Below are 15,449 nucleotides of genomic sequence, written 5' to 3' on the forward strand. Positions count from 1 at the left end.
TTCGTCCTCCTATAATTTCAGCTTATGACCATATTTTAATATGAAGCGGCTGCCCGTGTCACTTGATAACTTAACCAAATGCTTTATGTAAAAAGATAAAAGAAGGGCTCATGCCTTTTCGGCACAGCCCTCCGGTTATTATTGTTCGAGCGGAACAACCGCGTCGTGCAGCAGCGTATTTAACCACTCAGTGTGTTTTTCTTTCGTTTCGTCATTCCATTGGAATCGGTCGCTCATGTAATCAATCACGGCCGTTTTATACGTTTGCACCCATTTAATGTCGAAGAACAGTCTTCCCGTTCTGCGGACGAAGAAATCAGCAGGTGTCGCAGCCATTTCTTCTTCGATGCTGTAAGCCGCTTCAGCCAAAATGTGAACCGGAATCTGACGTTTTTCCGCTTCGTCTTTCAGACCCTCAATCCGGCTGAATACATTTTCAACGTTAGAGCCGTATCTGATGGCTAACTGCTTAGCGGTTTCCTGTGATAAACCGATTTTCAAGCCGTCTTTTGTCTTTGCTTCCACAAATGACTCGAAGTTTTTAGAGCCGCCGACATGTCCGCCGGAAATCGGCATCGTCTTCGTCTTGCAGCCTCCGAAGTCCTGGCCGCCCTCTTCTTTCAAGCGGTCGCGGACAAGATCGACAATGTGCTCAGCCATTTTACGGTAGCCCGTCAGTTTTCCTCCGGCGATCGTAATCAGGCCTGATTGAGATGTCCAGATTTCATCTTTACGAGAGATCTCAGACGGGTCTTTCCCTTCTTCGTGAATAAGCGGTCTGAGGCCGGCCCAGCTTGATTCAATATCGTCCGCCGTAATGTTCAGTTCCGGGAACATATAATTGATGGAGCTGACGACATAATCGCGATCCTGCACCGTCATGCGCGGGTGCTCAAGTTTTTGTTTGTAAACCGTATCGGTCGTACCCACGTATGTTTTTCCTTCACGCGGAATGGCGAACACCATCCGGCCGTCCGGCGTATCAAAGTACACCGCCTGTTTAAGCGGGAATACGGATTGGTCGAATACGAGATGGACCCCTTTTGTGTGCTGAAGATGTTTCCCGCTTTTGCTGTGGTCTTTTTCTCTCAGCTCGTCGACCCACGGACCTGTCGCATTGACGATTTTTTTGGCGTAAACTTTGTATTCCTTGCCTGACAGCAGATCTTCAATTAAAACGCCGACAACTTTTCCTTTTTCATAAAGCAGTTCTTTCACTTTAGAATAGTTGACAGGCTCCGCACCGAATTTAACGGCTTCTTTCATGACTTCAATCGTCAGTCTCGCATCGTCCGTCCGGTACTCTACATAATAGCCTCCGCCTTTTAAGCCGTCTTTTTTGACGAGCGGCTCTTTTTGCAGCGTTTCTTTAGCAGACAGCATGCTTCTGCGCTCTGATTTTTTTACTCCCGCTAAATAGTCATACACACGCAGGCCGATGGAAGTAGAGAATGAACCGAACGTGCCGCCTTTATGAAACGGCAGCAGCATCCATTCCGGCGTCGTGACGTGCGGGCCGTTTTCGTACACGATGGCACGTTCCTTACCGACTTCTGCAACCATTTTGACTTCAAATTGCTTCAGATAACGCAAACCGCCGTGGACAAGCTTTGTGGATCTGCTTGATGTGCCGGCCGCGAAATCCTGCATTTCGCTCAAAGCGACTTTCATTCCCCTTGAAGCAGCGTCAAGCGCCGTACCGGCACCCGTAATACCTCCCCCTATAATAAACAGATCGTATGTTTTTTTAGTCATGTCTTCCAGCATATGATCCCGTTCCAAACTTGAAAATTGGTGATTCATCATTACGTTTCCTCCTTGTTGTCACGGTATAGAAAAAGAGACCACAACAGCCAAAGCGCAGTTATCACTTTGGTGCTGTGGTCTCTCCTCATCTCAGGACCGTTCCTATTAACTTGTTTTCAGTATACCACATTTTTATCTTATTTAAAAGCCATAGCTGCATTTACTGCTTTTTTCCATCCGCCGTACAATTCATCGCGTTTTTCATCTTCCATTTCCGGTTTGAATTGCTTATCAAGGTTCCATTGATCAGCGATTTCAGTGCTGTCCTTCCAGTAGCCGACAGCGATTCCGGCCAAATACGCGGCACCGAGCGCCGTCGTTTCATTAATTTCCGGACGTTCGACCGGCACATCAAGCAAGTCGCTTTGGAACTGCATGAGGAAGTTATTTTTTACCGCTCCGCCGTCTACACGCAATGTTTTTAAAGAGATGCCTGAATCAGCCTCCATGGCATCAAGCACATCTTTCGCCTGATAAGCGAGAGATTCAAGCGTAGCCCGGATGAAATGCTCCTTCGTCGTTCCGCGTGTCAGGCCGAAAACTGAGCCGCGCACGTCACTGTCCCAGTACGGTGTGCCTAATCCGACGAAAGCGGGCACGACATAAACACCGTCAGCGGAATCCACACGCTCTGCGTATGTCTCGCTTTCTTTTGAATCTTGGAACATCCGCATGCCGTCTCTCAGCCATTGGATAGCAGAACCTGCGACAAAGATGCTTCCTTCCAGTGCATACTCGACTTTTCCGTCTAATCCCCAGGCGATTGTCGTCAGAAGGCCGTGATCAGAAGTGATGGCTTTTTCTCCGGTATTCATCAGCATAAAGCAGCCTGTGCCGTATGTGTTTTTCCCCATGCCTTCTTCAAAGCACGCCTGACCGAACAGCGCAGACTGCTGGTCTCCGGCCGCTCCCGCAATCGGGATGTTTTTACCGAAGAAATGATAATCAACCGTTTTCGCGTACACATGAGAAGACGGTTTCACTTCCGGCAGCATTGATTTCGGCACGCCTAAAATATCAAGCAGCTCGTCATCCCATTTTAATTCATGTATATTAAACATCAGCGTTCTTGAAGCGTTGGAATAATCCGTTACGTGCGCCGCCCCTCCGGACATTTTCCAGATGAGCCATGAATCAATCGTTCCGAACAGAAGACTTCCGTTTTCCGCTTTTTCCCGCGCGCCTTCTACATTGTCAAGAATCCATTTGACTTTCGTTCCTGAGAAATAAGGGTCGATCAAAAGTCCCGTTTTTTCTCTGAATGTATCATTATATCCTTTTTCACGAAGCTCTTCGCAAATGCCGGATGTTTGTCTCGATTGCCACACAATCGCATTGTATACCGGCTTTCCGGTATCTTTATCCCATACGACCGTCGTTTCCCTTTGGTTCGTGATGCCGATGCCGGCAATTTGATCAGCGCTGATTCCGGACTCGGAGATCACAGTCGCGATAACGGCGAGCACCGATCCCCAGATTTCGTTCGCATTGTGCTCAACCCAGCCCGGCTGAGGGAAATGCTGTGTGAATTCCTTTTGAGCGGAATGCACGATTTTTCCTTCTTTATTAAAAAGAATCGCTCTTGAACTTGTTGTGCCTTGGTCAATTGATAAAATATAGGTCTCCATGATGCCGCTCTCCTTTTTAAATATATTCAGAATTTGATAATGTTTTCTGTGATTGAGATTTCTTGGTATAAATATAGAGTATGAAAAGCACTACAACCATTATAACGCTTACAAACCAAAAGCTAGGTGTCACATTTCCTTTAAACGCGGCATTGTAAAATACGCCGCCGAACGCACCGCCCATGATCGGACCGACTACGGGAATCCAGGCATATTTCCAATTTGACGGCCCTTTTTTCGGAATCGGCAGAAAGGCGTGAGCGATTCTCGGCCCCAAATCCCGCGCAGGGTTGATCGCATATCCGGTCGTCCCTCCAAGAGAAATCCCGATGGCAACGATGAGGAATCCGACAATCAGCGGGTTCAGCCCTTTTGTAAATTCATTCGCTCCGATTGCCAAAATGCCGAGCACAAGCACAAACGTACCAATGACTTCACTTATCATATTCCCAAATGTATGAGGAATACTCGGGCCGGTCGAGAAAACGCCCAGTTTAGCGGCCGGATCATCCGTCGCCTTCCAATGCGGCAGATAATGAAGGTATACAACAACCGCACCGATCATTGCTCCGATCATCTGTCCCGCAATATAAACAGGAACCTCTTTCCAAGGAAAGCTGCCTTCAAGCGCAAGGCCTATCGTTAAAGCCGGATTCAAGTGGGCGCCGCTGATGCTGCCGACGGCATATGCCGCCATGGCTACTCCCAATCCCCAGCCGAATACAATAACAATCCATCCGGATTGGTATGAAAGCGATTTCTTTAAATTGACTCCCGCACAAACGCCGCCTCCGAAAATAACAAGCAGCATTGTACCGATTACTTCTCCCCAAAATGCTGTCATCATCATTCCTCCTAAATGACATAATAGCAGGTTTGACAGAGTTATAGAGAATAAAAAACCCACAACAAACCGCTTTACGCTTTATTGCTTCCGTAAAGAGCTGTTGTGGGTCTCCGGGTCTCCATCACATAGTATTAACCTAGGTCTATTGTAACAATGGGTGTAAGCGGTGTCAATCTTTTTTTGTCATAGAATGTTCATATTTAGCCCATAGTTCGGTGTCTGAAGTCGTCACGGCCGTGGCTCCTGCCTGCAAGGCGTTTTCAACGTCCTGCTCCGTGCGGATGAAGCCGCCGGCAAAAATCGGAATCCCCGTCATTTCTTTAATTTCTCTGATTAAAGTCGGAACGATGCCCGGGAGAACCTCGATAAAGTCAGGCTTATGCTTTCCGACGAATTCCATGCTTTTCTCCATGGCGCTCGTATCCAAGAGAAACAGACGCTGGATCGCGTATATTTTCTTTTGTTTCGCTTTGACGATGACTGATGATCTCGTCGAAATGATGCCCGCGGGCCGGATATCCTGACAAATAAACTCCGCACCGTATTCGTCATGCTTAATGCCGTGAATTAAATCGACGTGAACCATCAGAAGTTTTCCGTGTTTTTTCGCTTCATTCACGACACCTTTTAATTGACCGAGGTGGATATCTAAAATGACGCCGTATAAGAACGGACTCTCTAAAAATGCATCGAATTGCTTCATGTTCCGGATAGCCGGTAGAATCTTCTGGTTGTGAAAACTCATGTTTTACTCCTTTACTTTAAAAATCAATGCTCAGCACGCTTTCCTTGACGGTCGAAATGATGAAAGAGAGCTCCTCGTCGGACAGGCAAAAAGGCGGAGACAGCTGAATGACATTATTATATCCCGCTACAGTATCACCATTTTTCCCGACAAGCAGGCCTTTTTCTCTGCACGCGGTGATGACGTGCTGCACAAGAGCGGCATCAGCGGGTTCCTTCGTGATTTTGTCCTTGACGAGCTCAATGCCGGCAAGAAGGCCTTTGCCCCGTACATCGCCGACCGCCGGATGTTCTTTGAGCGGCTCAAGCTCACGGAGCAGCCGTTCTCCAAGCTCCCGGGAGCGGGCGATCAGATGTTCGTCCTCCATCAATTGCAGGTTTTTCAAAGCAAGGGCGCAGGCTGCCGGATTGCCTCCGAATGTATTCACGTGCCGGAAGCGGCCGTACGGCTCACCGCCCGAATACGCCTCAAAAATCTCCCGTTTTACTGCCGTTGCCGACAGCGGCAGATAAGCGCTCGTAATGCCTTTTGCCATTGTGACGATGTCCGGTGAAACGCCGTAATGCTGAAATCCGAACGGCTCTCCCGTGCGGCCGAAACCGCAAATGACTTCATCACTGATCAGAAGCGCGCCGTGGCGGCGGCAAATGTCCTCTATCTTTGCCATATACCCGTCCGGGGGCATCAGTATCCCTCCGCCTGTAATAATCGGTTCCATAATAACGCCGGCAATCGTTTCGCTTAACTCCCACGTCATGATCCGGTCGATTTCATGCGCGCTTTCCAATGTGACGGCATCGCCGGGATTCCGATAAAGATCAGGCGGCGCCGCGTGCAAAAAACCTTGTGAGAGCGGCTCATATTTATATTTTCTCTGCGCCTGGCCGGTAGCGGCGAGCGCCCCCATCGTATTGCCGTGATAGCCTCTGTACCGGGAGATGAATTTGAAGCGGCTGTGATCGCCGTTTTCAATGTGGTATTGGCGGGCAATTTTGAACGCGGTTTCATTTGCTTCCGATCCGCTGTTGGAAAAGAAGATTACATAATCGCCGCCGAGCCATTCATTCAGTTTTTCCGCAAGCTCAATCGCGGGTTGATGGCTTTGGGTCAGCGGATAATAAGGAAGCTCCTTCAATTGGCTGTAAGCCGCATCGGCAAGCTCCTTTCTCCCGTATCCGATATTGACGCACCACAGGCCTGACATGCCGTCCAAATACCGTCTGCCGTCAATGTCCGTAACCCAGGCGCCTTCCCCTTTTTGGACGATTATGCTGTCATCCGGCTCCGCCCCTTTCATCGCGTGCCAAATCAGCTCTTTATCCTTTTGTTTGAGTGACTGATTTTTTTGTACATGTTCCACACCGCTCATCTCCCTTTCAATATCATTGCACTGTATCGAAAGCTGCCCGGCTTCTGACGCCGATTCTCTTGGTGAAGTTTTCCTCTTAATAAGAATATAAAGGCGCGGCATGGGCGAGTCAATAAAGCGGCGGCAATTAAAAAAACGCTTTCTCCCAGAAAGCGAAAGGGCTACAAGAGCATATCCCGAAACCGGGGCCGGTGCAAGTGTTTTTATAAAAAAACCCGCCCCTTAAGCGGAGCGGGCGTTTTTTTTATTTCAGATGCGTAATCCGGTAAATATCTTTGCGCCGGTCTTTCAGCTGGCGCACGGTTCCGTTTTCACGCTGCCTTCTTAAGATTTCAAGGTCCACGTCCCCGATCACGACCATTTCGATATTCGGATTCGTTTCACCGACGATTCCGTCTCTGGCAAATTCAAAATCAGACGGAGCAAAAATGGCTGACTGCGCGTATTGAATATCCATATTTTCTGTTTGCGGCAGGTTTCCGACCGTACCTGAGATGACGGTGTAAATTTGGTTTTCAACCGCTCGCGCCTGAGAGCAGTACCTTACGCGCAAGTAGCCTTGGCGGTCTTCAGTGCAGAACGGCGTAAAGATAATTTTCGCCCCTTGATCCGCGGCAATTCTCGCAAGCTCCGGAAATTCAATATCGTAACAGATCTGAATGGCGATCTTTCCGCAGTCCGTATCAAATACGCGCACCCTGTCTCCGGCGCTGATGCCCCACCATTTCCGCTCATTCGGCGTAATGTGAAGCTTATATTGTTTTTCAATCGTGCCGTCACGTCTGAATAAGTAGGCGATGTTATAAATTTTCCCCTCTTCTTCAACGAAGTGGGAGCCGCCGATGATGTTGACATTATATTTCACCGCGAGATCTGTAAAGAGGCTGATATAGTCCTCGGTATATTCGGTAATCCTCTGAATGGCCAGACTCGGAGAACGCTCCTCGAGGAAAGACATGAGCTGCGTCGTGAAAATTTCCGGGAACACCGCGAAATCAGATCTCGCATCGGAAGCCACATCGACATAATATTCAACCTGATTGGCAAATTCCTCGAAGGAGTAAATCTTTTTCATTTCATATTGAATGACGCAGATGCGCACCGGAAATGCCGATTTGTAATAGCGCTTCGATTGCGGCAGGTAATCGACATTGTTCCATTGCATTAATGTCGCATATTTAATGGACGCGGTGTCATCCGGGAGATAATTCGGATTGATCCGCATGAGCGTAAATCCGTTCATCAGCTGGAAAGAAAGCACCGGATCATAAATCTGATGGCGCGTCACCTGTTCGACATAAGCTCTCGCCGTCATTTCTTCCGCATACTTATGATAATTCGGAATCCGCCCGCCGATAATGATGCTTTTCAGATTCAATCGTCTCGCCAAGTCTTTTCTCGCCTCATACAGCCGGTGTCCGATTTTCATCCGCCTGTATTCCGGGTGAACCATTACCTCAATCCCGTACAGATTCAATCCGTCCGGGTTGTGGTTCGTGATATAACCGTCGTCTGTAATGTCCTGCCACGTGTGGCGGTCATCATATTCATCGAAATTGATGATCAGGCTTGAGCATGAACCGATAATTTCCCCTTCATACTCGGCGCAAAACTGACCTTCCGGAAAGTGCGCGAGATGGCTGATTAAATGCTCAGGCTCCCACGGCTCCATCCCCGGAAAACAATCCTTTTGCAGCTCAATTATTTTGTTGATATCTTTCTCTTCCATATTCCGTATGACCATTTTCTTTTCAAAACGGGTCAGATCAAGTTTCTCAGACAATGCTGCTTCCCCCTGCCGGTTCGTTTTGATCGTTCAATCGCTGTAAGAGTAATTCAAGTTCCATTTCCGCCATCGATTCCAGTCTGTGATCGTATTCTTCAAATAACAGGGCGCTTGTTACCTTATTCGGGACGATGACACATTTCATTCCGGCACGTTTGGCTGCGATTGAGCCGTTGACCGAATCCTCAAAGGCCAGACATTCAGATGGTTCAACGCCTAAATGTTCCGCAGCTTTCAGATAGAGCTCCGGATTCGGCTTCACTTCTTCTACGTCGTCAGCCGTCTGAATCACTTCAAATTCATCAAACAGGCCTAATTCCTTCAGATGGCCCGATACCCATTTAAAATCTGAGCTGGACGCGAGCCCCACTTTCAATCCTAATTCTTTTGCCGCGGCTAAATAAGCCTCCACCCCGGGACGCGCCGTTTCCGTCTTCATCCGCTGTTCGAAGCGCCCGCGCCTGATCGCCGTCAGTTCATCATGATCGAGCTTTCTTCCCAGCTGCTCCTCTAAATATGCGAACGGCTTAAACCCCGCGGCCGTTCCGATCACCTTTCCCCAGACGGATAAAGGCAATGTTGAACCGTGTTCTTCAAACATTTCCTGCAGCACTTCATATTCATGGGTTTCTGTATCTAAAATTAACCCGTCAAAATCAAAGATTAATGCTTTTATCAATGGTTACAGCTCCTTTAGCTAAAACGTACTGACCTATGTATACACTATACCGTGAATTTCTTTCGCGTTCAAAATGTAACATTCTGACGGAAAGAAGAGCCTGCATGAGTGCAAGCTCTCTTCATCCGTTACTGTGTGTTTTGACTGGAAATATTGGAAAGAGCTGCTCCCGCAGACTCATTTGAACGCTGATCGACCGCTAAGTCTCCAAGCGCAACGATCCCGACCAGATGATTTTGATCGACAATGGGAAGGCGGCGGATTTGGTGTTGGGCCATCAGATGTGACGCCTCTTCAAGACTCATTTCCGGGTTTCCGGATACAACTGCAGAAGACATCACGTGTGAAACAGGTGTTTGGCCGTCGCGGCCTTGAGCCGTTGTTCTCAATGCGATATCACGGTCTGTCAGCATTCCTTTTAATTCCCCTCCGTCAACGACGGGAATTGCTCCGACATTATGCTGGTGCATCAGCGCAGCCGCTTCCTGGATCGTTTGGTTGGGAGAAACGGTAGCCACGTGGGTAGTCATTGATTGTTTGATTGAACTCATTGTAAAGCACCCCTTTCGCATTTTATTATGCTCGGGGATTTGACTCATTATAAAGGGAGTTAGAGGAAAGAAATTGTGGTATCATGTCAAGGAAGCAAAAAAGAGCCTGTCAAAAGGCTCTTTATACCCGTCAGATCAGCCTTCTGTGACCGCAGGCTTCTGATCCGGCCCCTGTCTCGAAATCATCATAGGTAAAGGGAAAATTCATTCCGCATTCATTCAGCAAAGCGCAATTTTTATCAAACAGCGCCCGCTCTTTGACGTCATATACGGGGTGCGGCTTTGACAGCATGATATGTACCGTTTGCAGACAAGCCATAATTTGAAACGCTTCTTTTAAAGTTCCTTGGTAACGTTGGTTTTGTAAAGACAATACGCCCCTTTTTTTAAAGCGCTGAATTTCCAGTTCGGAGAAATAAAGAGGAAAGACATTTTGAAACAATTCAGAGGAAAGCTCTTGTATCGCGCTTTCTTGTCCGTCAGTCGCTGCGTTCACAATTCTCACATCAATCACCTTTCTTGCCATGTGAATATCCTTAATCTTTATCAAGAATAGCATAGAAAAAAACGCGAAAGCTAAGGTAAGTGTTTCCTATTGAAACAGCCGCTTTCCGCTTGAAAAGGAGCTTTATGATATGAAACAAAATGACCGCGGTCTGGAACTCCTGATTACGGAAAAACACGCCGGACAATGGCTGTTTTCAGTCCTGAAATCTGAATTCCAGGCGTCAAAACCCGTGATAACGGAATGGATGAACCAAAAAAGCATTCAGGTGAATCGGACATCCCCGAAAAACAACATCATACTGAAAACCGGAGACCGCTTATTCATTGATCTTCAGGAAAAAACGGGTTCTTCGGTGATTCCTGAATACGGAGAGCCGGACATTTTATTTGAGGACAGTCATATGCTGATTGCAAATAAGCCGGCGGGAATGCCGACTCATCCAAATGAAGAGGGTCAGACCGGAACCCTCAGCAACCTGATCGCTTACCATTTTCAAATCAACGGCGAACAGGCGAAAGTGCGCCATGTTCACCGTCTTGACCGTGACACGTCAGGCGCGGTCGTTTTTGCGAAACACCGCCTGGCCCATGCAATCCTTGACCGTCAGCTCGAAACCAAAACATTAAAGCGCACCTATATCGCCGCGGCGGAAGGAAAAGTCACGCCGAAAAAAGGCACGGTTGACTCGCCGATCGGCCGCGACAGGTCACATTCCGTCAGACGGCGCGTCTCACCCGGCGGACAAGCCGCCGTCACCCATTACAAAGTGAAAGGCTATCATCCCGGTGCGCAGCTTACATTGGCAGAGCTTGAACTGGAAACCGGGAGAACACATCAAATCAGGGTGCATATGGCAAGCATCGGCCATCCGTTGGCGGGCGATGACCTGTACGGCGGAAGCAGGACGCTGTTTCACAGGCAGGCGCTTCACGCAAAAAAAGTCAGTGTCGTCCATCCGATCTCAGGAGAAGAAATCGTTGCCGAGGCGCCGATGCCGGCTGATCTGGCTCATTTTACCGAAACGTATTTTTCTTAAACCGGGTCGGCATATATAATATATCGTTTCGGCGCATTTCCAATGTAAGAAAACGGATAGCAAGTGGTCAGGATCAGTTCCTCCCGCTTGTGCTGAAGGGTGATGACAGATGTATCATCCCGGCTGACGATTTTTGTACGGCTGATTTTATAAGAAAACGTGCCGTAAGACAAAATCACGTTCAGTCTGTCTCCTTTTTTCAATTCGCCGGTCCGGCGGAACACCGTGTCCCTGTGGCCGGATAACACAATTTGGCCGTGATCGCCCGGATAATAGCTGTCCTTATAATGTCCGACGCCTTTTGCTAAATCATCTGCGTCAGTCCCTTCCACGATCGGGAGCTCAGCGTCGATTTCAGGGATTTCTAAAATGCCGCTTGCCTCACCCGTTTCGGGGTGAAATTCTTTTTTGCGCTGTGTCAGCACAGCGCTTTTTGTTTTTTTCTTTTCCAAGACAGGTTCTGTTGCTTTTTTTGCTTCTTCAAGCGATTGGTTCGTTTTCATATGTGAATCAATGATCTTCCAGCTTCCGTAACATGTGATGATGATACCGGCGATGATGACGAGAAGCGGAATATGTTTCAGTTTGTTCATCGTGTGCGGGTTCCCCTTTTCTTTCTGAAAAGCCAATATACGCCGGCACCCGTGATCACCAGTCCGGCCAATGCCGTCTGATGGCTGCCCGCTGAAGTATCAGGCAATGGGCGGCCTTTTTGTGTGCCGCTTTCAGTCTGTTTTGTGCTTTGTTCCGAATTTGCGGCAGACGCCGGACGGGATTCGGGAATTGACTGCACTGTATCAGATGCTGTTTCTTCTACGACAGGACGTTCAGGTTTTTTGGTTTGATCAGGCTGTTCTGCTGCATCCGGTTTTTTAGCGGGTTTTTCCGCTTGAGGTTTTTCTCCTTTATCAGGCCTGGTACCGCCCGGTGTTTCCCCGCTTCCCGGCTGATTGCCGGTGTCATCAGGTGTTTCGGCGGCTGATGCCGTGCGGATGCGGCCGTCGGTTTGATAAGAAATCGGTACGGAAAAGCTTTTGACATAGTCTACTGTCGCTTCCAAATCCTCAGGCCCCGTCACCGGATTCTTGCCGAGTTTCCCGATCGGACCGTATTTTGCCCCCGCTGCCGTCGCCATAAATTGATTGACTGTTACTGTATATCCTTTTTCGGGCTGTATGTCTGTCCCGTCCGCCATCTTCATATCAACCGCTTGTCCGGTTTCCGGGTTCCATGTATAGGAAAATCCGCTGATGCTGTAATCCGGACCGTACACCGGAGAAATTTGCGCGTTAATGATCTCCCGCAAATCTTTTCCTTTGATTTCAAGCTTCGTCAGCACATTGCCGAACGGCTGTACATTATAAAGGTCTCCCCATGTAATCGTCCCTTTTTTTATGCCGTCCCGGATGCCTCCCCCATTCATAAGCGCAAAATCGGATTTCATCTTCGCTTTCATACCGTCGGCAATCAGATTTCCGAGCGCCGTGTCGCCGTCATTTGAATACCCGCCCGTTATATCATGGGCCGCTTCCCCGACCGCTTCGCTGATAATCGGTTTCACTTTCTCTTCATATTTGCTTAATATGCCTGCCGCAGCCGGGTCAGGCTTGATTTTACTTTGATCGATATATTGGATTTCCGCTGATTTTTTCACGATATCCTTCGACTCTTTATCAAGTTCAAGATCGGCGATACCGATTGCTTTTCCGTATTCAAATGCCTGCACGATCAGCTTGCCGTCGATTTCCCGTTTACGACTTTATGATTGTGCGCGGCGAAAATCACATCAATCTCTGAGTCTGTTCCGCTTGCAAGCTTTGCGGATTCTCCCGTGATTGCTGAGCCATTTTGTTCAGCAGACATATGGGCGAGCACGGCGATTGCTTTAATTCCTTTTTTCTTCAGGTCAGCGGCGGCGTCATTGACGGCCTTTACCTCATCCGTAAACGTAATATTTTTAATTCCGTCCGGGATGACCATGCCTGCCGCCGATCTGGTTACAACCCCGATAAATGCGACCGGAATTCCGGAAACGTATTTAATTTCATACGGCGGCAGAAAGGACTCCCCTGACTTCAGTTTACAGTTGGCGCAGACGAGCGGGAAATTTTGGCCGTCATAACCGCTTGTCCCCTTACCGTCCGGATGATCTCCTCCATTGATGATCCGTTTAAGCTCATTCGTTCCTTCATCGAATTCGTGATTGCCGACAGTTCCGACATCAAAACCGATGTCTTCCATCAATTCTACTGTCGGTTCATCCTGAAAAAGGGCTGACACGGGAGAGCTGCCCCCGATCATATCGCCCGCATGCACGACAAAGGCGTGTTCTTTCTCGGCTTTCGCCTTTTTAATGTACGCTGCAGCGTAGTCCATCCGCCCGAACGTGCCATCCGGTTTACCGTCTCCGTTAAGGTCAAGCTCATATTGCTGATCAATTTTTCCGTGCAGATCATTCATGCTGATGATTCTGAGCGGGACACGGCCGGAGTCTTCTGTCTGCTGTTCTTTATAGGCCTTATCTGTTTCAGCTTCATTCAGTAATCCGGCTTGTCCGATTGCTTCCGCATCTTTCACGCTGAACATCATAAAACAAACCGTCAGCAAACAGCACGTAAGACGCATACCCCTTTTTTTCTTCATTTATTTCCCCCCTGTCTTCTAAGAAATACGTTAGCTTATTTTCTTAAAAATCACATCACTTTTTTGTAAAGATTGTCTTCGCTGGCGCAAAATAGTAAATAATCCCCACGTAACGAAACAGGACTTGATGTATAACGGATCGGCTTTTTTCACATCTTAATGATGATTTGACATGAAGGAGGAAAACAACCAGTGGAACAACAGCAGAATCAGCAGCAGCCAGTAAATCAGGGGATCCCGGGTTCACCGCAAGTGAATCACGGAGGACATGAGCTTTTCGATATGCATGAAGTGCTGGCCGGAACAGTCGGCGTTTTGGATCAATTTATGATGCTCAGACAGTTTATACAGGATCAGCAGCTGGCCGACATCCTTGACCGCCAGTATCAATTCATTCTCGGACTCTATAATCTGACGGCAGAATGCTTTAAGACCGGCCAAAAGCCTTCTCAGGAAACGTCGACATATATGATGAAGGAACAGAACCAGGCCGTCTACGGTATAAAACCGACTCAGCCGAAAAAACCGAATCAATCATTAAATGATGTCAAAGATCTCGGGATCAGCGGCCATATGCTCGGCCTGATTAAAGCTCAAGCTTCTCTCTTGACGATGAGCTCGCTTGAAATGACCAATCCCGTCACTAGAAGAGTGCTCTCCGCCCAAATTCAGCAATATGTCGAAATGGCGTATGAAATCTTCTTATACCAAAACAAACACTGTTATTATCAGGTTCCTCAGCTCAATGCACAAGATATGCAGACCATGCTGAATTCATTTGCGCCGGCCCAGGGACAGCCGCAAATGCCTCCGATTAAAGGACAAATGGGACAGCAGCAGCAAAACCTCCATTGATTAAAAAACGGCGTTGGAAACCTGACTCTCCAATGCCGTTTTCTTTTTTTCATATGCTTTTATGAAATCATGTTCAAATTGTTTCAGGCTTTCTTTCGTAGCCGCTTCAAAGCCTTTTTCAAAATCCTGTGTTTCGGCGGTTTTGTTGATAATGGTTAAGATAATGCCTTCTCCGAATGTTTCGGTTAAGTCCTTTATCATATAGAAGCTTTGCAAATAGACATCCGTTTCATATTCCATACGCGATTTCTGCCATTTTCGGTCGGTCGTTAATTGATCAAACGGCACGACGGAAAATGCAATAGGATCAATGACTACATCATAATGCGCGACCCACTCGCTCAGCCCCTCATGAAACCAAAGCGGAAATACAGACGTATCCGTCCCCAATTGCCGCGTTTTTTGATGAAACGCATAGTGTGTATATTCATGTATAATCAATTGCTTATACATGAAAACGGCCAGCTCATCTTTTTTCAAAAGCTGTTTTTTCTCTTCAGGCAAAAGCCCCATCATCTGCTCCTGTTCTGAATAAAAACCGACTACATTTTTCAATCCTGAATATTGCTCCATTTCAGCTTCATCCGAAAAGAAAATGAGTTCAAGCGGCGCTGCACCTTTATAGCCGACAATGATTTGATTGATACGCTTTGCGTGGTCCAGCGTAAGCTTGGTCAGATCCAAGAGCGGCTTTTCATCCGCCGTATAATAAATCGCTGTATGTTTGTAAATTTCTTTATTCATGTGTTCAGTCACTTGTTCCTTCGTCGGAACAGAGCGGCTGTTTTGGCCTGACAGGACGTACATCATGCTTACTGAAACGGCTGAACTGACAGCCAATATGACAAGGACTCCGCACAGGATCAGAGTGAATGCCGCCCGTTTCCCCATGCCGTCACGCAAACAAGCTCCCCTCCCCGATCCTTCAATTTTCATCTCATTCTTTACTTTATGCTCAGGAGCGCTGGGTCGTGACGGCAGATAAAATAAAAAAGC

General features: G+C 47.8%; 13 protein-coding genes and 1 pseudogene. 2 read left to right on the plus strand and 12 right to left on the minus strand.

Features of this window, described 5'->3' with window-relative positions; translation table 11 throughout:
• Positions 1-138: 138 nt before the first annotated feature.
• From glpD to G9F50_RS13660, 9 genes are all read right to left on the minus strand, one after another.
• The gene (gene glpD, locus G9F50_RS13620) at positions 139-1,806 is read right to left on the minus strand and encodes a glycerol-3-phosphate dehydrogenase (protein WP_003155341.1); all 1,668 of its coding nucleotides are present in this window, start codon (positions 1,804-1,806) and stop codon (positions 139-141) included.
• Positions 1,807-1,943: 137 nt separating this feature from the next.
• The gene (glpK, locus tag G9F50_RS13625; protein WP_007409284.1) at positions 1,944-3,434 is read right to left on the minus strand and encodes a glycerol kinase GlpK; all 1,491 of its coding nucleotides are present in this window, start codon (positions 3,432-3,434) and stop codon (positions 1,944-1,946) included.
• Positions 3,435-3,450: 16 nt separating this feature from the next.
• On the minus strand, positions 3,451-4,278 hold the full coding sequence (locus tag G9F50_RS13630; RefSeq protein ID WP_020955562.1) for an MIP/aquaporin family protein: 828 nt from the start codon (positions 4,276-4,278) through the stop codon (positions 3,451-3,453).
• Positions 4,279-4,450: 172 nt separating this feature from the next.
• The gene (locus G9F50_RS13635; RefSeq protein WP_025649522.1) at positions 4,451-5,026 is read right to left on the minus strand and encodes a glycerol-3-phosphate responsive antiterminator; all 576 of its coding nucleotides are present in this window, start codon (positions 5,024-5,026) and stop codon (positions 4,451-4,453) included.
• A gap of 16 nt (positions 5,027-5,042) precedes the next feature.
• Positions 5,043-6,395, minus strand: a complete 1,353-nt coding sequence (locus G9F50_RS13640; RefSeq protein WP_101536288.1) for an aspartate aminotransferase family protein — start codon at positions 6,393-6,395, stop codon at positions 5,043-5,045.
• Between the two features lie 244 nt (positions 6,396-6,639).
• A complete protein-coding gene (locus G9F50_RS13645; protein WP_007408451.1) occupies positions 6,640-8,178 on the minus strand; it encodes a bifunctional GNAT family N-acetyltransferase/carbon-nitrogen hydrolase family protein in 1,539 nt (512 codons plus the stop codon).
• Entirely contained in the window at positions 8,171-8,860 is a 690-nt protein-coding gene (locus G9F50_RS13650) for an HAD family hydrolase (protein ID WP_003155347.1), read from the minus strand. The genes G9F50_RS13645 and G9F50_RS13650 overlap by 8 nt, the downstream gene beginning before the upstream one ends.
• A 128-nt stretch (positions 8,861-8,988) precedes the next feature.
• Positions 8,989-9,411 (minus strand): CBS domain-containing protein, encoded by a 423-nt coding sequence (locus G9F50_RS13655; protein ID WP_007408449.1) that lies wholly within the window; start codon positions 9,409-9,411, stop codon positions 8,989-8,991.
• Between the two features lie 130 nt (positions 9,412-9,541).
• Positions 9,542-9,937 (minus strand): DUF5365 family protein, encoded by a 396-nt coding sequence (locus G9F50_RS13660; RefSeq protein WP_007408448.1) that lies wholly within the window; start codon positions 9,935-9,937, stop codon positions 9,542-9,544.
• Between the two features lie 109 nt (positions 9,938-10,046).
• Here G9F50_RS13660 and G9F50_RS13665 point away from each other — a divergent pair, with 109 nt between their 5' ends.
• Positions 10,047-10,955, plus strand: coding sequence for an RluA family pseudouridine synthase (locus G9F50_RS13665; protein ID WP_060562075.1), 909 nt, complete (start codon positions 10,047-10,049; stop codon positions 10,953-10,955).
• Here G9F50_RS13665 and G9F50_RS13670 read toward each other — a convergent pair.
• A complete protein-coding gene (locus tag G9F50_RS13670) occupies positions 10,952-11,548 on the minus strand; it encodes a class D sortase (RefSeq protein WP_060562074.1) in 597 nt (198 codons plus the stop codon). The two genes, G9F50_RS13665 and G9F50_RS13670, sit on opposite strands and share 4 nt — an antisense overlap.
• Positions 11,545-13,598: pseudogene (locus tag G9F50_RS13675) on the minus strand (bifunctional metallophosphatase/5'-nucleotidase). Before G9F50_RS13675 ends, G9F50_RS13670 begins: the two are co-directional and overlap by 4 nt.
• Before the next feature lie 192 nt (positions 13,599-13,790).
• On the opposite strand from G9F50_RS13675, the gene G9F50_RS13680 reads away from it, so the two are divergent.
• Positions 13,791-14,453, plus strand: coding sequence for a spore coat protein (locus G9F50_RS13680; protein ID WP_060562073.1), 663 nt, complete (start codon positions 13,791-13,793; stop codon positions 14,451-14,453).
• On the opposite strand, the gene G9F50_RS13685 is transcribed toward G9F50_RS13680, so the two are convergent.
• On the minus strand, positions 14,454-15,356 hold the full coding sequence (locus G9F50_RS13685) for a hypothetical protein (RefSeq protein WP_014417278.1): 903 nt from the start codon (positions 15,354-15,356) through the stop codon (positions 14,454-14,456).
• Between the last annotated feature and the right edge of the window lie 93 nt (positions 15,357-15,449).

The sequence above is a fragment of the Bacillus sp. EKM206B genome (assembly GCF_011066015.1).
Lineage (GTDB): Bacteria > Bacillota > Bacilli > Bacillales > Bacillaceae > Bacillus > Bacillus velezensis.

Coding starts and splice junctions, on each gene's coding strand:
- glpD (WP_003155341.1), bottom strand. CDS start 1,806: ATGATGAATCACCAATTTTCAAGTTTGGAACGGGATCATATGCTGGAA.
- glpK (WP_007409284.1), bottom strand. CDS start 3,434: ATGGAGACCTATATTTTATCAATTGACCAAGGCACAACAAGTTCAAGA.
- G9F50_RS13630 (WP_020955562.1), bottom strand. CDS start 4,278: ATGACAGCATTTTGGGGAGAAGTAATCGGTACAATGCTGCTTGTTATT.
- G9F50_RS13635 (WP_025649522.1), bottom strand. CDS start 5,026: ATGAGTTTTCACAACCAGAAGATTCTACCGGCTATCCGGAACATGAAG.
- G9F50_RS13640 (WP_101536288.1), bottom strand. CDS start 6,395: ATGAGCGGTGTGGAACATGTACAAAAAAATCAGTCACTCAAACAAAAG.
- G9F50_RS13655 (WP_007408449.1), bottom strand. CDS start 9,411: ATGAGTTCAATCAAACAATCAATGACTACCCACGTGGCTACCGTTTCT.
- G9F50_RS13660 (WP_007408448.1), bottom strand. CDS start 9,937: ATGGCAAGAAAGGTGATTGATGTGAGAATTGTGAACGCAGCGACTGAC.
- G9F50_RS13665 (WP_060562075.1), top strand. CDS start 10,047: ATGAAACAAAATGACCGCGGTCTGGAACTCCTGATTACGGAAAAACAC.
- G9F50_RS13670 (WP_060562074.1), bottom strand. CDS start 11,548: ATGAACAAACTGAAACATATTCCGCTTCTCGTCATCATCGCCGGTATC.